Consider the following 19,459-nt stretch of genomic DNA (forward strand, 5'->3'; position numbering starts at 1 on the left):
TGTAATGTTTTTTTGGGAATCTTACTACAAAGATAGGTTCTAACAATAAGAGGATAGGTTTGAATAATAAGCAGTAGGCGCTATATGAATGTTAATTCACTGCTAAGAAGATTTTAGTAAAAAGGTTTAATTAAAAATAAGGCTGCAAAAGACAAATAGGTGAGCTATTTATAATAATAATGATTTTGGATGATAAGGGCTCAATAAAATGTGCCATTGGCTTATGCTACACTAGCTAAGTAAAACATATTGTCAGAAAATAAAAATCGGGCAACGAGCTAATTAAAATAAGGAATGGTCAAGATGTCAGAGTCAAAAGCAAGTGTAACGTGGCAAGAAAACAAAGCATTTATGGGTGTGTCACCATCAGGCATAATGTACAGATCGATGCCGATAAAGAAAAAGGCGCAAGTCCGATGGAGCTGATTCTATTGGGGCTTGGTGGTTGTGCTAGCTACGATGTGGTAGCGATTTTACAAAAATCGCGCCAAGAGGTGACAGACGTACGTTGCGAGTTGACCGCTCAGCGTGCTGAAACTGTACCAGCTGTCTATACTGACATTCACATGCATTTTGTGGTGACAGGTCAAGATGTCAAAGAAAGCCAAGTAGAGAAGGCCATAAAACTGTCTGCAGAAAAATATTGCTCAGCCAGTAGAATGTTGGTACAAGGTGGGGTGAACGTCACCCATGATTTCGAAGTGATTGCAGGGTAGGGGCAAGTATAATAATGAATGCACTTCTGGAATTAGTCTCTAATACCGCAGCGTCCGCCATTTGGGCGATGGTCGTAGCAAGTTTACTACCGCTTGCCATGCATTGACAGCGAAAGCTATTGGCGGCTTTAATTTGGCTGACAATGCCCATCCACGTGATTTTTTACAAGGTACGACGGGCGCGGCCGCACGTGCTAACGCGGCCCAGCAAAACAGCTATGAGACGTTGCCAATATTTTTGGCAGCAGTACTGACGGCAATGCTGTTCTTTGTCCCACAATCGATTATCAATATACTGGCTTGGTTGTACGTGCTGATTCGTATCGGTTTTTGCGTGGCTTATATTACTAATTTGGCGACGTTTCGCTCCATACTTTGGGTGTTATCGATTGCCTGTTGTTTGATGTTATTCTATTTAGCGATTAGAGTGAGTATTTAATCTTATTCGTTAGACAGATTGGCTTTAAGATAAAAGCAGCTATTATTGGCGCACACTGGCTTGCAGTGCACTAATGATAGCTGCTTTATTTTTTTCTCTTTTAATACTGTCCCATAAAACTTTTGCTTCGCTATAGCCTTTGATGAGCATTGCTAACCACTGCTTGTAACGACCAACCAAGATAACTTCAGTTTTAGCCTGGCCTTCCAAAAATCTTATCTGATGGGTGACCATCGCTTCCCACGACAACGTTGCTGCATTTAGCATGGCATCATCTGAACCGCAATCCACGCGAGCAACCAAATCGGGACGGGTAACCGCGCCGCGACCCAACATCAAATGCTCTGTACCAGCTTGAGTCATACAGTTTTTCGCGTGTTCTGCATTCCATATTTCACCGTTGGCAATGACTGGAATATCTAGCGTGTTAAAGCTTTGGATTTTGTCCCAATAGGCTGGTGGTTTATAGCCTTGGGTTTTGGTTCGTGCGTGAATGGTTAGCCAATCAGCACCACTGTCGCTAATCGCAGCTTTGATATCATCCATGCGGCTGGTATCGGTATAACCTAAACGAATTTTAGCTGAGACTGGAATATGAACGCGAACCGCTTGCCGCACCGCGCTGATAATCTGATACATGGTTTCGGGTTCATCCAATAATACCGAACCACCACGGTGGCTATTGACCGTCTTGGCAGGGCAACCAAAGTTGATATCAATTGCTGGTGCACCAAGCGCGGCAGCATAAGCAGCATTTTCTGCCATGAGTTGCGCTTCACTACCAAGCAACTGGACATGAATAGGCGTGCCAGAGGCAGTTTTAGCATCCTGACGCAGTTCTGGAACGTATTTATAAAATACATGCGCAGGCAATACGTGTTGAGTCACACGGATAAATTCGCTAACCGACCAATCATAAGGGCGACCCAAGTCTGAGGCAATTTGCGTGAGGATTTGCCGCATTAATGGATCGGTCAAACCTTCCATTGGAGCGAGCAGGCGGACGGGATTGGCGAATAACTGACGGATGGTATTTTGACGTATTTGAAGTTGCTGATTAGTATTCATGCTTGTTGTTCACTGCTAAAAGGGTACTATTAAAGGATTGCCATAAAGACAGGTAGGCTAGAGGTTTAGAGTGGCAAATACAGAGAGTGACTAACTGAGGAAAATTAAGTATTACCAAAAATCACTTTTTTGCCTGTCTGTAATCCCGATATCAAGTCTTTAATATTATGGATGTCCAAATTGCTCTGGGCACGTGTGCAAGCGACGTAGAGCAAACGCAACTCTTCAGGGCTTATTTTGACCGCATTGGTGGTCACATCATAATAGAAATCATCGTCCAGCTGTACCTTTCCCCATTCGAGCCCTTTCGCTTTATGGGCAGTGGAGATAACATAATCAGCATTTTCGATACTGGTGAGACTATTGACCGCTTGGCTCAGGACATTGGTGCCATGATCATCGACGAGTTTCACCAGTGTTTTTAGATCACTGCCTTCATTGGTTTCAGAATACTCTTGCACATCACCCCAATTATAAAAATACGCCAGTTCAGGTACACCGTACGCCGACTTACCGTTTTTCAAGTTTTCGGCTGCCTGACAAAATTTAAGCATACGATCGGTATCGGCTTGTAGCGCCACGCGGTGTCCCAATTTTAATCCAGTCAATAATTGCGACATTGCGGCGGCATTAGTGCGGCAAAGGATGGCATCTTTTTTACTATGTACCATACCCTTATCAGTAGAAGATTGCTTATTAGGATTGCCTTTTAACGGGACGTCTTCTTGCAATGCTTTGAGCAAAGTATTGGCAATCTCAGCAATCGGTTCGCCAAAACGAAACGACTGGGTCAATAAGGTTTGTGGTAAGGGCAGTTTTTTCATCGCATTGACTGCGCCGCGCCATTCATAAATTTGCTGATGAGCGTCACCCACATAAATCACTTGCCGTGGCTGCTGGGTTAAAATTCCCATCATCAAGGATCGGCATCTTGAGCTTCATCAAACAAAATAAAATCAGCGGGAATACTGGGTTTAGACAGTGCCCAAAGTTTCAGATAAATATCATGCCCGATACCAGCTGGATGGCGCGCATCAATCGACTGTAGCCAACGCTGCTCGACGGCTGGATAGAGCATTTCACGCAGCTGCTCAGCATCAGAATCATCGAGCCAACTTGGAAATAGTATATGTCTAGGTGCAGGATAACTGGCATGGGTACTACAAAAATTGCTGACAGCATCACTAACAAAGCGCGACAGTCGGGCTGGAGTGAGGGTAATATATTTGTTTATACCATCCATTTGCCGACGTACTTGGACGGGCTGCAAACCCAAATCATCACCCAAACGCTTGGGTGAAAACCGCGGCAACGACAGCTTAGCAGTGATATCACGGGCGACATGCCGATAAGCAAGCGAATGAAAGGTGCGACATTCCACATGCGGTGGAAACTTTGAGCGAGCATCATTGGCAATCGTCTTGTTGAAGCTAAGTATAAGCCACGTCCACGCAAACGCTCACCAATCAGTTTTAAGGTCGTCGTTTTACCAGCACCCGCATAAGCCACCACTTTAAATGACTTGTGATCCATCGCCATGTTGAGCGCGCTCAGCTGCTCATCAGTGGGATCGCTCATATAAGCTGGCATAGATGCGGACATAAAAAATTACCTAAAAGAGTAAAACGGATCAAAAATGACGGGGGTAAAAAAAGCCACTGCATAGACAATGGCTGACTCATCATGTGCACTTGCAAAATGCTTGCAAGCGCATATGACAATAATACAAAAACTCATAGAAAATAAAGGTAGAAATAAGCAGGTTATAGTAACAGATTAGCGCGTTGGCTGTTTTTGAAATAAGTGTCTGACAAGTGATGTTATTCTTTATTTAACCCTGTATCGCTTGCTAAAGTAGGACTGTGCTCTTCTTTAATTAATACTTTCGCTAAAAATAATCCTAGCTCAAACAATAACCACATCGGAATGGCGAGCATCAACATCGACACCCCATCAGGCGGTGTCACGACCGCAGCAACGGCGAAACAGCCGACGATAATATAACGGCGTTTATCTTCTAAGCTCTGAATGGAGACGACGCCCGTCAATATCAATAGCAAGGTGACGACTGGAATCTCAAAGGTTAAACCAAATACCATAAAGAGTTTGAGTGCAAAACTTAAATAACTGTCGATGTCGGTCATTGGCAATACGTTCTGCGGCGCGAACATAATAAAGAATTTGAGAACGCCTTTGAGTACAATAAAATAAGAGAAAGCCACACCCGCATAAAATAAAAATATAGAGGACATTAAAACGGGAATAGCGATTTTTTTCTCTTTTTTATAGAGACCAGGAGCGACAAACGACCAGATTTGATACAAGATGTAGGGCATTGCAAAGAATGCAGCGACAAAAACAGTCAGGCGTATCGGTGCCATAAAGTTAGAGGTGATATCCGTCGCGATCATCGTTGAGTTGGCAGGCAACTGGGCAACCAATGGGTTGGACAAAAAATCATAGAGCTCGCGTGAAAATCCGACCAAAGCCAAGAATATGACCAGTACGGCAACACATATCTTAATCAAATGATGACGCAGTTCAATCAAATGTTCGGTAATCGCATATCGCCAAGTGAGCTTAGGATATCGCCAGAGTCCTCAGTATTGCTGTCGACATTACCATCTATGGTAGCTGTTGAGGTCTCGATATCTGAATCCGCGACTTTTTCTTGACGGCTTTTTTTACGTTTAAATAAGCCCACTAATGACTCTCCTGCTCATGAACAGAAGCCTGTTAGGTAAAGGACTGTCTATATGGCTGTTTAGTAAGATATCGGCTTTATAATTTGGTAAGTAGGGCGGTTGCGGCAAACGACGCGCTTTATCATAAGCTCCAAGACGAAACCACATATTTTCCCACGGTCTAGTTGTGATGGTTTGAGACACTGGATTGACGTTATCGCTACAGTCAGTTTTTAGACTATCATTATCGCCTTGTGCCGATGACTGCTCAGGCTTTCTGGTTTCTCAGCCTGTCTATTACTGTCATAGGCGTAGTCAAACGCTTTTGGCTGCACTGGTCGATTATCATCATTCTCACTACTGGCTTGACTACTTTGGCTAGGCGTATTGTCATTGCTGGATCACGCGATGCTTTTAAATGCTGGTTTTGCGAGGATTCAAACTCTTGCATACTGCCGCGCATTTCCGCCATCTCGCGCCTCATATCTGCTTCAGTCTGGCGAATTTTGGCCAGCTCTTTTTGCATAAGCTGGCGGGTCTCTGCCAAATCAAGTTCAGCTTCGATTTCAGATTGCAGGGTGGATACCGTGCGGCGAATTTTGGCATACCACTGCCCAGCGGTACGCGCTGCCTGTGGCAGTTTTTCTGGGCCCAAGACGATTAGGGCGATAACACCAAAGAGAAGTAGTTCAGAAAAGCCGATATCAAACATAATGTTCCGATGTCATTGTCTAAAAGGTCACTGTCTAGAGGCTATACATTATGTGTGTCATCAACCTTGGTGGTGGTTGGGCGCTCTTCAGTGTGTGCATTGCCATCATGATCGAGCACCACATGCTTTTTAGCATGCTCAGTATTTTCATCTTTGACCGCTTCTTTGAAGCCTTTGACTGCGCCGCCCAAATCTTTGCCAGCATTTCTAAGCTTCGAGGTGCCAAATACGACCACCACTACCACCAATAAAATCAGCCAATGCGTAATAGAAAAACTACCCATAAAGGTATCCTTGTGTCTTGGTTTTCAGTCTTTGTATGCCTACTTTGGGTGTATCGAATATCGTTATATTCAATAAACAGCCTCGACATACAATGCGAAGTAAAACAGAGCTATATTATAACCTGCACTTGTGACAAAAAGGTGAAATCAACAATAATCAAACAGGGCAACGGCCAAGCTTATAGAAACTATCGCGCCGCCTTTTCGTCGATACCTGATAGACCAAAACGTCGACCTAGCTCGTTTAATACCGCATCCGACTCAATATCGAACCACGCCAGTCCTACTAATGTATGAAACCAGACATCGGCAACCTCATAGATGAGCTCGTGACGAGCGTCATCATATTGCGCTTTATTGCTATTTTCGTCGCAATTGGCAAAATCTTTGGCGGCAATGATACTTTCAGTACTTTCTTCGCCAACTTTCTCTAGGATTTTATTTAAACCCTTTGCGTATAAGCTTGCTACGTACGAGCTATCAGCATCCGCTTGTTTACGCTCTGCCAATACACCGTCAAGCTGCTGCAAAATAGAGCGATTGGTAGTGTCGTTGTCATGGTGACTGTGACTGTGGTTGGCATCTGAAGGGATTACATCGTGAGCCTGCGTCTCGTTACTTTTAGGAATGGATTTTGCTGCATCGCTTGAATGATAAATATCAGCAGGGTCTTTTAATACCTTATCGACGGTTTGCCATTCCGGCGTTTGGCCCGACAAATCTAAACGCTGATAGAAGCAAGACTCGCGACCAGTATGGCAAGCGATACCGCCAGCCTGAGTGACACTAAGGACAATCACGTCTGCATCACAGTCCAAGCGAATATCATGTACGGTCTGAGTATGACCCGATGACTCGCCCTTATGCCACAATTTGGCACGTGAGCGCGAAAAATAAACCGCTGTCTGCGTTTGCGCGGTTAACTGTAGTGCTTCGGCATTCATCCAAGCCATCATCAAAACACGCCCAGACTTATGATCTTGAGCAATTGCAGGAATCAAACCATCAGTATTAAATTTTATGGCAGCCAGCCAAGCAGGTAAAGTCATAATATATCTGTCTTCTTATTTATATAGAAATCAAAGGGGAATAAATGAATCGTAACGGATTCTATTTATGGTCTGAATAAAAAAGCGGTTAGCATTAGGGCATGTCCTCAATATCAAATCCTGTAGAGATGTGGGTACAGCGCTTCTTTCATAATTTTATCAAGCGCAATCGACTTATTGAGGCGAAAGTCATAATTGACAAAATGCTGCCGCGCCTTGGCTACTGTTTCTCCAGTATGCATACGGGTAATTTTTATCACTATAGTGCCACCATTATCGTATAACGGCTCAACGCCTACTTCAAATAATAGCTCTTCACGCGCCCGTATGCGACTGACAATACTTAGCTGTAACTCATCGATAATTAAACCGTGATAATCTGCATCGATCTCTTTAATACCTTTAGAGTAAAAAAATCTCTGCCGCGCCTCACATAGCAATGCCGTCAATGATTCGAGCGTCAGGTACTGAGCCATATCAAGTTCAATATGACGCACACGCATCACTGTTTCAAAGACAAATATGTCGTTATCAAAGTCTAATTCTTGTTTTGACACGTTATCTCCTAGATTGATTGCAGGCTATGAGTGCTGCTAATCATGGTGTAGGTTGGTAGCGTCATCATCGTACGATAGACGCTCGATAAGTGTGATAAATAACTTTGTATTATTAGCGCTCAGCTTATACTAAGGTTCAGTCTCTACTTAAGCACAGCTTAAGCTGACATTCAATCTATTTGGCGGTAAATCCGCAGTTTTATGAGTGTTTTGACTAAAATCTTTATAAATGGGCTCATACCCATTATCCACTGTCATGCCTACTAGGGCGTGTCCTCATTTTAAAAATGATGATAAGAATGATATAAATTGCCGTCAAACAAGGAAAATAGCGCAAATAATATCGAGATATTGATGAGCTATTTGGCGTAGCTTGGCAGAATTTAACCGTTTTCAGTCCATTTATTTGCTTTCGTTCAGATTGAGGACACGCCCTAGGCGAGGCGTAAAAGTTTCCTTGGCAAAACAGTGCATTATCTGCTAAAATACCGCCTCCCACCTCGAGGCAAATAGAGGTTTAGTGGGTGTTTTTACAGCCACTATTCGTTATGTACTATTTGACGACCAGGTTCTATCAAAGACAAAGAGGCAAATCATCATGAAAGTTAAGATGAAAACCAGAAGCGGTGCAGCTAAACGCTTCAAAAAAACAGCGAACGGCTTCAAGCGTAAGCAAGCAAACAAAAGCCATATCTTGACCAAGAAATCAGCTAAGCGTATTCGCCAGTTGCGCGGTCTAAAGATGGTGGACAAGTCTGACGAAGCAGCAGTTCGTCGCATGTGCCCATACATCTAGTAGGCTATCGTCATTTAGCTTTAATTAAGCGCTGTTTAATTTATGGCGACTGGATTAAAAATATCTGACTTTGCAATCTGATAGCGATGTCTACTATTCGATGACATCGTGATTCGTTTAATAATGATTAAAGAAATCTTGGAGTAATTTATGGCCCGTGTAAAACGTGGTGTACAGGCGAATCGTCGTCACAAAAAAATCCTAAAACGCGCAAAAGGCTACTACGGTGCCCGTTCACGTGTTTACCGCGTAGCGGTACAAGCAGTGACCAAAGCTGGTCAATATGCTTATCGTGACCGTCGCAACAAAAAACGTACTTTCCGTCGTCTTTGGATTGCACGTATCAATGCTGGTGCACGCTTAAACGGTTTAAGCTACAGCCGCTTTATCAATGGCATGAAATTGGCTAACATCACTGTCGATCGTCGCGTACTTGCTGACATCGCTATGCATGATGCAGCGACTTTCACAGCGTTGGTTGAAAAAGCAAAAGCGGCATTAGCATAAATATTAACCTTCCTTTAGGGTTGCTGCTTGTTTAGTCAGAATTTACAAGTAGTTATCTATATGGACAGGGATAATATTGATTAATAGTATGATATTAATAAAAGCTACCGCTGGTCGGTGGCTTTTTTTATATCACATCATCTAATGTTACCGCATTTTTTGAGCACTAGTGCTAAATATGCTTTGTTGAGATAGCTTTTATCATCGTCTAAATATTCAAGCCATTCATATCACTGGTATTACTTTTGAATAACTGGGTAAATGGTTTGCAATATTTGGTCAAATCCCTACAATTACCAATCACTATTATTAATAGTCCGTTTAAATCAGGAAGAATGCATCTTATGACTACCCCTGCTGCTACCACCGATTTGTCGGCGCTACCGACCTTGTCCACAGAGCTAAGCGAGCTTAATGAAGCTCAGCTAAATGAGTTGGCCAGTGCCGCTGAAGCCTTGGTTCTACAAGTAACCGATGTGCGTGCGTTGCAGGATTTGCGTGTGCAATTGACCGGTAAAAAGAGCCCATTAACTGGCTGGTCAAAGCAGATGGGTAAACTCAGCAGCGACGATAAAAAGACCTACGGCGGCTGGTTACATCAAGTCCGTAGCCGTATTCAAGAGGCGTTGACAGAGCAGCAGCAGCAGCTAGAAGTGGCTGCACTAAATGCTAAGCTTGCAAGCGAAAGTATTGATATCACCTTGCCTGCTCGCGGTGGTCAAAAAGGTCATTTGCATCCAGTGACCATGATTACCCAGCGTATGCAGCAGTATTTTATCCAAGCAGGTTTTAACGTTGCTACTGGTCCTGAAGTCGAAAGCGACTATTATAACTTTGAGGCGCTTAATATTCCGTCGCATCATCCAGCACGCGCAATGCACGATACCTTCTATTTTGATGCGCATTATCTACTGCGTACGCATACCAGTCCTGTGCAGATTCGCACCATGGAAAAGAATGAACCGCCTATTCGCATTATTTGCCCAGGTCGTGTTTATCGCAATGACTCGGATCAAACGCATTCGCCGATGTTCCATCAGCTAGAAGGTTTAATGGTCACTGAGTCGAGCACTTTTGCTGAGCTAAAGGGTCTGATTAGTGAGTTCTTGGAAGCATTTTTTGCCAAAGAGCTGACTGTACGTTTCCGCCCATCATTTTTCCCATTTACTGAGCCGTCAGCTGAAGTGGATATCCTCGATGATAATGGTAAATGGCTTGAGGTTATGGGCTGCGGTATGGTACATCCACAGGTGCTTACCAACTGCGGTATCGATGCTGAAAAATATACTGGCTTTGCTTTTGGGATGGGGATTGAGCGCTTCGCGATGTTATATTACGGCATCGATGATTTGCGCTTGTTTTTCCAAAATGACGTACGCTTTTTAAAGCAGTTTGGCTAGATTTTATTATTCAATAATACCTCTACCTTTACTCCAAAACCTTTATTATAAAATTCTGATCTGAGATATTTATGAAAATTAGCGAACAGTGGCTACGTCAATGGGTAAACCCCAACAATAGCAGTGAGCAATTGGCCGAACAACTCACGATGGCAGGACTTGAGATTGATGATCGCTATGCGGTTGCCCGTGCCTTCAGTGGTGTGGTCGTCGGTGAAGTCATCAGCGTCGAGCAGCATCCAGATGCCGATAAACTGCGCGTTACGCAGGTTAATATTGGTGCAGCTGAACCGTTACAAATCGTCTGCGGCGCACCCAATGTCACCGTTGGTATGAAAGCACCCGTTGCGACCGTTGGTGCCATTTTGCCTTCTGATAATGGTGCAGGTTTTGAAATTAGAAACGGTAACCTACGCGGTGTCGACTCTAACGGTATGCTTTGCGGCGCGTCTGAAATTGATTTAACCGATAGCATCGATGGTCTGCTTGAATTGCCAGCTGATGCACCGATTGGTATGGATATTCGTGAGTATTTAGGTTTAGACAATCAGATATTAGATATCTCTATCACCCCAAATCGCGGTGACTGTTTTAGTGTACGCGGTATTGCACGCGAAATATCAGTTATCAATGATTTGCCAATGCAGCTGCCTGATATTCCTGCCAACGTAGCAGCTACTGAAAACGCTGCTGGTACTGCTACGCCAGCGGTAACGGTTAGTGCAATTGAAGCGTGCCCGCGCTATTTACTACAGTCAATCAGCAATATTGATCGTAGCATCGACACCCCAAAGTGGATGCAAGATGCGCTGGTTCAGTCAGGACTACGCTCGCACAACTTTTTGGTTGATGTGACCAACTATGTATTGATGGAGTTGGGTCAACCGCTACATGCTTTTGATGCCGATACTATCGAGGGCGATATCGTGGTGCGTTTGGCACAGCCTGAAGAAACGATTGTCTTATTAAATGAGCAAACCATTACTCTAACGGGTGATGAATTAGTCATTGCTGATGATAAAGGCGCACTTGCGCTCGCGGGTATCATGGGCGGTCAACGCAGTAGCGTTACTGATAGCACCACCAATATCGTCTTAGAAAGTGCTTTCTTTAACCAGCTTGCTATTGCTGCACGTGCACGCCGTTTTGGTCTGCATACTGATGCCTCACAACGCTTTGAGCGTGGGGTAGACTTTGAGTTACCAGAGCTAGCATTGGCACGCGCTGTTGATTTGATTAGTAGCGTTACTGGTGGGCAAGCCGGACAAATAGTAAAAGCAGAAAGCAGTGAGCATTTACCAGCTCGCGCACCGATTACTTTACCAATTGCTAAAGTTCGTGATGTCATCGGTATTGAGATTGAGCCAGCAGTCATGGTTCGTATCTTAACCCAATTGGGCTTTGAGGTAGCGCAGCAAGCCGATAGCCTGATTTGCACGCCGCCATCGTATCGCTTTGACATGAGTATTAAAGAAGACCTCATTGAAGAAATTGCGCGTATCTATGGTTATGACAATATTCCAAGCGTGTTGCCGCATTTGCAAGTGAGCATGGATTATGACGATACCGCAGATTTAACCCATGAGATGAAGCTGGCATTGGTCGATAATGGCTATATGGAAGCGATCAGCTTTAGCTTTAGCGATGCCAAAATAGAAGCATTGCTCGATGATAAAGCCCTAGGAGAAGTGTTGGCACTGGCCAATCCTATCTCTAGTGACTTAGCCGTGATGCGCCGTACCTTACTATCTAGCTTATTGCCTTGCGTGCAGTACAATCTCAATCGTCAGCAGCCACGCGTTCGTTTCTTTGAAACAGGGCTTAGCTTTGTTGGTCAAAGTATTAGTGAGTTGGTGCAGACACCAAGTATTGCGTTAGTAGCAGTTGGCGATGTCTGGGACGAGCAAGCGTATCAAAACCGTGCGTTAGACTTTTATGATCTTAAGCATGATATTGAGCAGTTATTACCTGCACAAATGGATAGCGCCCGTATTCGCTATGAGCGCAGTGAGCTTGCTTTCTTGCATCCAGGTCAAAGTGCCAAGCTCTATATTGATGATGAATATGTCGGTTGGTTGGGTCAATTGCATCCTAACACGGCTAAGCAGTTAGATTTGCCAGCTACGTGGGTTGCTCAATTATCACTTGCGCCATTACTGACCCTTGCCCGTGAGCAGCATACCATTACCACCCCAAGCAAATTTCCACAAGTACGCCGTGATATTGCCATTTTAGTAGACAGTGATATCAGCTTACAGACATTAGAGTCGACGATACGCGCCGTAGCTGGTGAGCTATTGGCTGATCTGTGGCTGTTTGATGTGTATCAAGGCGACAAAGTGCCAGCTGGTCAGCGCTCATTAGCTTTTGCGCTAATATGGCAAGACAATGCACAAACGCTATCTGATGACGCCATCAAAACCGCGACTGACAAAGTGGTACAAGCACTAACTGAGCAACATGCTGCAAAGTTGCGTGACAGCTAACATATAACTCTTATCATAGACATGCTCTGTAGCCTCACTCTTCAAGAGGCTATAGGGCATTGCTATTTATAAGAATTATGATTTTATAAAATTTTTTTTCATAAAAATAGTTAAGTGGTTATTAATAAAGGATTTTAAAGCAGTCTTTGTTAAAAAGAGGTTAGAAAACCTTTATAATAACTAGCATTAACCCTCATACCGCTAAACCATGATATTCGACATCACGACATAGCATAGGAGTCGTACTGTGAGCACCTTAACCAAATCTGACATGATTGAGCATTTGATGAGTCATCTTGACCTAACACGCCAAGAAGGCCGCTGTTTAGTAGAGAATTTCTTTGATGAATTGTCAGAGAGTTTAATTGATGGCAAAGAGGTCAAGCTTTCAGGCTTTGGCAACTTCGAGCTTAAAGATAAAAATAGCCGTCCAGGTCGCAACCCTAAGACAGGGGAGCCAGTCGCCGTATCAGCACGCCGTGTGGTGACTTTCAAAACAGGGCAAAAATTCCGTCAACAAGTTGATGAGCGTCTATTTGACGAGTAGCAGTAACTGTCAATCATATAAAACTGAATATATAAATATATAATGACTTCATGATGGTTGTTAAAGTTGCGCTTTATTATTAATGTGAGATGGTTGATCTACATCTGATCAGAGACATTAAATATCATATATAACTATGAATAACCATGAACGATGGTAAATGACACGCACAAAAAAGAGAGCTTAGGCTCTCTTTTTTACTACAGTATTTCTATCATATAAACGATAAAATTACTGAGCTGGTTCTTCAATAACTACAACTTCGTCAGCTGCGTCTACAGCTGGAGTTTCGCTAGCTACGTCAACGCTAGTAGTAGTACCGTCTACAGGTACTTCAGCATCGATTTCGTCAGTAGCAGTAGCAACTTGAGCATCAGCGATGTCAGCTTCAGCTTCAGCAACAGCAGCGTCAGCATCAGCAGTTACTTCGCCTTCAGCAGCAGCTTCGTTTAGCTCTTCTGATGCATCTTGCACTTCTTCTTGTGCGTCAGATAAATCTTCAGCAGCGTTTTCTTTGTTGCTGTCACAGGCAGTAAGGCCCATAGTTGCAGTCATGATACCAGCTAGAGCAAGTAATTTTAAGTTCATAAGGTTTTCTCCGGGAAAATGAAATGATCAGTAGCAGCAAAAAAGGTTGAAAGCTGAGATTTCTCAGAATTCAACTAGTCTTAGTTACAGCTACTCAGCTTTCACGCATTCTATAGGATTTCTATATAAATAGAAATAGGCTGTACAATTAAGTAACAATAAAATTGTAAATAGTGTTTTACATCACTTATTCGTTATAATTTTTAATACAACGAGCCAAATTAATACACGTATAATCAATGACATCAACCTATTCTGATGACTTTTTCGATGTCTTGATTTCTACTATGCTTTTTAAGCATCTATTGTATCTATTAGGGGTTTAATAGTCATTAAGTGTTTTGATTAGTGCAATATCAAGAGCCTAGTAAAGTAGCATTTGTCAAAAATACTTTGGCACTACTTACGTATCAGAAATCGGATTTGATCAAAAAAATAAAGAATTGAGTCAAAATCACACTATATAAAAAAATCATCAATACGAGTAGCAATATATATCGTATATTTGAGGAATGAAACAATGAAATGGCAAGGTAGACGCGGCAGTTCCAATGTGCGCACCAGCAGTGGTGGCGGCAAAATGATAGGCGGTGGTATCGGTGGTATTATTATTGCTGGCATTTTATGGCTGGTATTTGGGGTAAATCCAATGACCGCTTTACAGACGGGTCAAGTAGTAGCAGGTGGTGGCAATAGCAGTGCCGCTACCGAACCTGCGACAAGTAACGATCGAGATACGCAGTTTGTCAAAGTAGTATTGGCTGATACTGAAGAAGTTTGGCATCAGATATTCAAAGAAGCAGGCAGCACCTATCAGGAGCCATCATTGATTCTCTTCAATGGTCAAGTTAGCTCAGCATGCGGCAGTGCTAGCTCCGCGACGGGCCCTTTTTATTGCCCAGGCGATCAGACTGTTTATCTAGACAAATCTTTCTTTGTAGAAATGCGCCAAAATCTCGGTATAACGGGTGATAAGCAAGGCTCTGGCGACCAAGATAATCAAGGTAAAGCGGGTGATTTTGCACAAGCTTATGTTATTGCACATGAAGTTGGTCACCACGTACAGACGTTGTTAGGCATCAGCCAGCAAGTTAATGAGGCCAGCCGTCAAGTCACTCGTGCACAAGCCAATAAGCTATCCGTACTACAAGAACTGCAAGCTGATTGTTTTGCTGGGGTTTGGGCACAACGTAATCAAGAGCGTGTACAGTTTTTGGAGGCAGGTGATATCGATGAGGCCATCAATGCCGCTGGTCAAATCGGTGATGATCGTTTAGCGCGTGCTAGCGGTGGAGCAGTCGTACCTGATAACTTTACCCATGGCACCAGTCAGCAGCGTGTTCAGTGGTTCACTCGTGGTTTGGAAAGTGGCAACGTGCAGTCTTGTGATACTTTTAGCGGGGCATTATAGTCAGTATCGCTATAATGTTTTAGCGTAATAACTATCGCCTAAAAAAGGCGATCCAACAAAAAGCCTGCAATATCGATTGCAGGCTTTTTGTATTTTAGAGCGTTTTAGACATATTCAATAGATTTAAAATACACACAGTTGAAATGCTTAAAAACGGTCTTGATAGCACCAAATAATCATTTAGCGATTATCTGCTGTTATTAAGAATGTAAGCACCAGCGCCACCTACTGCAGCACCACCTAGTGCGCCACGAGCGATGTCTTTGCTATCGCCGCCACTTCTAATAAGTGCACCAGCAGCAGCGCCGGCAGCAGCACCCTTAGCGGTATTGCTCAAGCCACTATTGTATCCATTAGTTGCACAGCCACCCATGATAAGGCAGAGCTAGTAAGAGCAGTCATTGCGATAGTTTTAGCAAATTTCATAGTATCACCTGTTAGGTTATCAAGTTAGTTTATCAAAATCAAAATACGATATTTTTATTACCACTAATTTTAATACCGATAGTAAGCTGTATTAAAATATTTGGGCAAGTATCTTAGAATAATCTATTGTGCTACCGCAAGACATACAAAGGTCTGCATTAGTAAGGATTACATCAAGGATGTTAAATATCTCGAAAATTATACCGCTATCAACACGTGATAGCAGAGTATATCTATACTGGCTCCTATACTAACCCATATAATAATTTCTAGGCGTAGTAAAAGCGCTAAGCTTTGCAAATAGCCTGTAAAGGATGTTTCTCCACTGTATCGTTGGTAGGGGTTTTGCTTAGGGTTATTGTATTTATATTGATAGTAAGCTAACTGTTTTTAAAAATAGTACTTTTGGCGTCTAATAGTGAGGTATTAAGGTATGTTCTCATTTTTATTGCCATTTTTAAATTCAGGACATGCCTGAATATATAAAAAATGAATATAAAACGAAAAGACCGCACGAATGCGGTCTTTTCTACTTAAGTTACTTATCTATTGAGCATGGGAAAGCAGTACGGATCTATCATTAGTTCTGTGATTTACGTTTCATCTGCTCAAAGAATTCGTCATTGGTTTTCGCTTCTTTTAAGCGATCCAATAAGAATTCAGTCGCTTGTACGCCATCCATCGGCTGAAGCAGCTTACGTAAAATCCAAACCTTGCGCAGTTTATCTTCATCAAGCAGACGCTCTTCACGGCGTGTACCAGATTTTTTGATATTAATCGCAGGGAAGACACGTTTTTCAGCCAGATCGCGCTCAAGCGTAATCTCTTGGTTACCAGTACCTTTGAATTCTTCAAAGATAACGCTGTCCATTTTACTACCCGTATCGATAAGGCACTGGCAATAATGGTCAAACTACCACCTTCTTCAACATTACGAGCAGCACCGAAGAAGCGTTTTGGGCGCTCTAACGCATTGGCGTCTAGACCACCGGTTAACACTTTACCTGACGACGGAATAACTGTGTTATAAGCACGTGCCAAACGAGTAATCGAATCCAGTAAAATAACCACGTCTTGTTTGTGCTCGACAAACGTTTGGCTTTTTCGATAACCATTTCAGCGACTTGTACATGACGCTGTGGTGGCTCGTCAAAGGTAGAGGCAACCACTTCACCGCGTACCGTACGTACCATTTCGGTGACTTCTTCTGGACGCTCATCAATCAATAGGACGATTAAGTAGCATTCAGGGTTATTACGAGTAATCGACTGAGCAATGGTTTGTAGCAGCATCGTTTTACCCGCTTTTGGCGGTGCGACGATGATAGAACGCTGACCTTTACCAATCGGCGCGATTAGTCGATGATACGACCCGTCAAATCTTCAGTGGTACCGTTACCAAGCTCGAGTTTCAAATGCTCAGTTGGGAATAGGGGTGTCAGGTTTTCAAAGATAAGCTTATGACGTGAGCGATCTGGGGTATCAAAGTTGATTTCGCCAACTTTTAATAACGCAAAATAACGTTCAGAATCTTTTGGTGGACGAATCGTACCAGCGATACTATCACCCGTCTTCAGACTAAAGCGGCGAATTTGGCTAGGGCTGACATAAATGTCATCAGGACCGGCTAAGTATGAGCTTCTGATGAGCGTAAAAAGCCAAAACCATCCGGAAGAACCTCAAGTACGCCGTCACCATAAATGGCTTCACCGTTCCGCGCATGGGTTTTTAGGATAGCAAAGATAATGTCTTGCTTACGGCTACGCGCCATATTATCAAGACCCATTTCTTTGGCGATAGCCAATAGCTCAGCGATTGATTTTTTCTTTAATTCAGTAAGATTCATAGATAGGTCATTAGCAATTGATCAGATGAGAGATGCCATTAGCAGCACAAGTCACGACAGTGATTAAAACAACGATAGTATGGTGATAGAGGGTGCGTGCACAGAGCTGGATTTATGTAGTTTGGATATTACGTGTCAGCTTATATACGAATTGCAATCGTTTATGCAAGGTAATAAGAAATAAGGATAAAGAAGTCTACATAAGAGTCTGCGTCAAAAACTCAATATCAGTAATTGTGTTTAGTCATTTCGTTCAGCAATGGTGTTTATAACGACGATTGTGTTTTTGTTGATAAACACGAGGAGAATAGCGATAAGACAGTTAGGAAAACCGTTAGTTTTCTGTTGTCAGCAGACTATACGGTCTTCACAATAGTATTGTCAATAAATTTTGCCAAAAAAGTCGTCTAATTGAGTTTTTTGCATAAAAAACAAGCAAAAAAGCCATTATCTACGTTAGATAATGGCTTTTTCGACGGTGTTGCTGTCTCTTTAGAATGCTTATGCAAAACGAGCAAGTCTCGACTTAGAGATGCTTGTCTAACACTTTTGCCAATTCAGCTTTTGGCTGTAGACCCATCACTGAGTCAACTTTTTCGCCATCTTTAAAGACAAATAGTGTTGGGATATTACGGATACCAAAACGGCTGGCCGCTTGTGGGTTGCTATCCACATCAACTTTGACAATTTTAACTTTGCCTTGGTACTCAGTGGCTAGATCTTCTAAAATAGGGGCAATTGCTTTACAAGGACCACACCATGCTGCCCAGAAGTCTACCAATACTGGCATATCTGATTGCAATACGTCTTTGTCAAAGTCGGCATCGGTAGTATGTAAAATAAGGTCTGACATAATTTATCTCTCTTGTTTTATTATTTCTATCGCCATCCATCAACTAATATATTTGTTGCATAATAGAATGATGAGTGACCAAAGAAGCGTTTAGAAGTGGTTAAAATGTGCCATTATATTAACATGTTTGCTCGGGGTTAACAGATGCAGGCTGGTTAAATTGTTTAACAATTACGATTAGCACAATAAATCGACACATAACGACACAGGCATGGTTTTATCTGTCACTTGATAATACTGTCTGTGTCTTTTGCTCAAAAATAAGCGGTTTATCACACTATATCTATACTCTAATATCTACCACTTAAGACAGCTTTCATATGCAAGCTCATTAATCATTCAAGCCCATTTATATAAGTGCCTATTTTTATGCCTTTTACTGCTGAAGAAGTCAACGCCCTCAATGCTCAAGAAAACGCCTATCCGCTTGAGTTTTTTCAAGCATTTGCGCAACAGATTACTGTCTACGAAGATGATGATATTTGGGTGGTTGATAAGCCTGTAGGTCTGTTGAGTGTCAATGGCAAAACGCTCAAGGTCAGTTTGCTGGCAAGACTTGAGCGTGCCAATCCCGCAGTCAAGCTGATTCATCGTCTGGATATGGATACCTCAGGGCTGCTCATTTTTGCCAAGAATGCTGCCGCGCAAACCCATATTAGTAAGCAATTCATTGAACGTTTGCCACAAAAAAAATATCAGGCACGCGTCTTTGGAGAGTGGGAGCGTGTCGGCGCAACGGGTGAAATATCCGTACCAGTGCGCTATGAGCCAGAGACGAAACCGCGCCATATCGTCGATCCTAGCTGGTCAAAGCATGCCTTAACTTTATATGAAGTCATCAGCCATGAGCAATGCAACGGTCAGACAGTCACGCGCGTAATGCTAAAGCCGGTCACCGGTCGTAGTCATCAGCTGCGCGTCCATATGGTGCATGTTGGTCATGTGATGATTGGCGATCCCATTTATGCAGAAGGTACAGCTTTAGCGATTGCGCCAAGGCTTAATCTCCATGCTCAGCAATTGCGTCTCAAGCATCCTACGCTTGGGGCGTGGATGGATTGGGAAAGCCCAAGCCCTTTTTAAATGGATTT

General features: G+C 43.0%; 15 protein-coding genes and 5 pseudogenes. 9 read left to right on the forward strand and 11 right to left on the reverse strand.

What is annotated here, in order from left to right; genetic code table 11:
- Window positions 1-303 precede the first annotated feature (303 nt).
- Window positions 304-716, forward strand: a pseudogene (locus tag TT12_RS04320) (OsmC family protein).
- Between the two features lie 14 nt (window positions 717-730).
- Window positions 731-1,155 (forward strand): annotated as a pseudogene (locus TT12_RS04325) (MAPEG family protein).
- Between the two features lie 42 nt (window positions 1,156-1,197).
- On the opposite strand, the gene TT12_RS04330 reads toward TT12_RS04325, so the two are convergent.
- The 7 genes and pseudogenes from TT12_RS04330 to TT12_RS04360 form a co-directional block, all read right to left on the reverse strand.
- Window positions 1,198-2,223, reverse strand: a complete 1,026-nt coding sequence (locus TT12_RS04330) for a tRNA dihydrouridine synthase (RefSeq protein WP_045452440.1) — start codon at window positions 2,221-2,223, stop codon at window positions 1,198-1,200.
- A 104-nt stretch (window positions 2,224-2,327) separates the two neighbouring features.
- Window positions 2,328-3,825: pseudogene (locus TT12_RS04335) on the reverse strand (UvrD-helicase domain-containing protein).
- Window positions 3,826-4,043: 218 nt separating this feature from the next.
- Window positions 4,044-4,927: pseudogene (gene tatC, locus TT12_RS04340) on the reverse strand (twin-arginine translocase subunit TatC).
- A gap of 248 nt (window positions 4,928-5,175) precedes the next feature.
- On the reverse strand, window positions 5,176-5,619 hold the full coding sequence (gene tatB, locus TT12_RS19280; RefSeq protein ID WP_502685163.1) for a Sec-independent protein translocase protein TatB: 444 nt from the start codon (window positions 5,617-5,619) through the stop codon (window positions 5,176-5,178).
- Between the two features lie 41 nt (window positions 5,620-5,660).
- Window positions 5,661-5,903, reverse strand: a complete 243-nt coding sequence (gene tatA, locus TT12_RS04350) for a Sec-independent protein translocase subunit TatA (protein WP_045445916.1) — start codon at window positions 5,901-5,903, stop codon at window positions 5,661-5,663.
- A 188-nt stretch (window positions 5,904-6,091) separates the two neighbouring features.
- A complete protein-coding gene (gene hisIE, locus TT12_RS04355) occupies window positions 6,092-6,952 on the reverse strand; it encodes a bifunctional phosphoribosyl-AMP cyclohydrolase/phosphoribosyl-ATP diphosphatase HisIE (protein ID WP_045452441.1) in 861 nt (286 codons plus the stop codon).
- Between the two features lie 113 nt (window positions 6,953-7,065).
- Entirely contained in the window at window positions 7,066-7,509 is a 444-nt protein-coding gene (locus TT12_RS04360) for an acyl-CoA thioesterase (RefSeq protein WP_045445921.1), read from the reverse strand.
- A gap of 598 nt (window positions 7,510-8,107) precedes the next feature.
- Here TT12_RS04360 and rpmI point away from each other — a divergent pair.
- The 5 genes from rpmI to TT12_RS04385 all read left to right on the forward strand — a co-directional run bounded on the left by rpmI (window position 8,108) and on the right by TT12_RS04385 (window position 13,245).
- Window positions 8,108-8,305, forward strand: a complete 198-nt coding sequence (gene rpmI / locus TT12_RS04365) for a 50S ribosomal protein L35 (RefSeq protein ID WP_010197866.1) — start codon at window positions 8,108-8,110, stop codon at window positions 8,303-8,305.
- 150 nt (window positions 8,306-8,455) lie between these two features.
- Window positions 8,456-8,812, forward strand: a complete 357-nt coding sequence (gene rplT / locus TT12_RS04370) for a 50S ribosomal protein L20 (RefSeq protein ID WP_025651520.1) — start codon at window positions 8,456-8,458, stop codon at window positions 8,810-8,812.
- Window positions 8,813-9,156: 344 nt separating this feature from the next.
- Window positions 9,157-10,212 carry a phenylalanine--tRNA ligase subunit alpha gene (pheS, locus tag TT12_RS04375; RefSeq protein ID WP_045452443.1) on the forward strand — a complete coding sequence of 352 codons (1,056 nt, stop codon included), beginning with the start codon at window positions 9,157-9,159 and terminating at the stop codon, window positions 10,210-10,212.
- A gap of 71 nt (window positions 10,213-10,283) precedes the next feature.
- Window positions 10,284-12,698 (forward strand): phenylalanine--tRNA ligase subunit beta, encoded by a 2,415-nt coding sequence (gene pheT / locus TT12_RS04380; RefSeq protein ID WP_045452445.1) that lies wholly within the window; start codon window positions 10,284-10,286, stop codon window positions 12,696-12,698.
- A gap of 247 nt (window positions 12,699-12,945) precedes the next feature.
- Window positions 12,946-13,245 (forward strand): integration host factor subunit alpha, encoded by a 300-nt coding sequence (locus tag TT12_RS04385; RefSeq protein ID WP_045445928.1) that lies wholly within the window; start codon window positions 12,946-12,948, stop codon window positions 13,243-13,245.
- Window positions 13,246-13,476: 231 nt separating this feature from the next.
- Here the strand turns inward: TT12_RS04385 and TT12_RS04390 are convergent, their stop codons facing one another.
- Window positions 13,477-13,833: a hypothetical protein gene (locus tag TT12_RS04390; protein ID WP_045452446.1), complete on the reverse strand. Its 357-nt coding sequence runs from the start codon at window positions 13,831-13,833 to the stop codon at window positions 13,477-13,479.
- Between the two features lie 520 nt (window positions 13,834-14,353).
- Between TT12_RS04390 and ypfJ the strand changes: the two genes are divergently transcribed.
- On the forward strand, window positions 14,354-15,244 hold the full coding sequence (gene ypfJ, locus TT12_RS04395) for a KPN_02809 family neutral zinc metallopeptidase (RefSeq protein WP_045452448.1): 891 nt from the start codon (window positions 14,354-14,356) through the stop codon (window positions 15,242-15,244).
- Between the two features lie 187 nt (window positions 15,245-15,431).
- Here ypfJ and TT12_RS16580 read toward each other — a convergent pair whose 3' ends face one another.
- The 3 genes and pseudogenes from TT12_RS16580 to trxA all read right to left on the reverse strand — a co-directional run bounded on the left by TT12_RS16580 (window position 15,432) and on the right by trxA (window position 18,368).
- Window positions 15,432-15,581 (reverse strand): hypothetical protein, encoded by a 150-nt coding sequence (locus TT12_RS16580; RefSeq protein ID WP_243443364.1) that lies wholly within the window; start codon window positions 15,579-15,581, stop codon window positions 15,432-15,434.
- A 669-nt stretch (window positions 15,582-16,250) separates the two neighbouring features.
- A pseudogene (gene rho / locus TT12_RS04405) lies at window positions 16,251-17,515 on the reverse strand (transcription termination factor Rho).
- A gap of 526 nt (window positions 17,516-18,041) precedes the next feature.
- Entirely contained in the window at window positions 18,042-18,368 is a 327-nt protein-coding gene (gene trxA / locus TT12_RS04410) for a thioredoxin (RefSeq protein WP_045452450.1), read from the reverse strand.
- Between the two features lie 369 nt (window positions 18,369-18,737).
- Between trxA and TT12_RS04415 the strand changes: the two genes are divergently transcribed.
- Window positions 18,738-19,451: an RluA family pseudouridine synthase gene (locus tag TT12_RS04415; protein WP_045452451.1), complete on the forward strand. Its 714-nt coding sequence runs from the start codon at window positions 18,738-18,740 to the stop codon at window positions 19,449-19,451.
- The last annotated feature ends 8 nt before the right edge of the window (window positions 19,452-19,459 follow it).

This window comes from Psychrobacter sp. JCM 18903, assembly GCF_000586475.1.
Taxonomy (GTDB): domain Bacteria; phylum Pseudomonadota; class Gammaproteobacteria; order Pseudomonadales; family Moraxellaceae; genus Psychrobacter.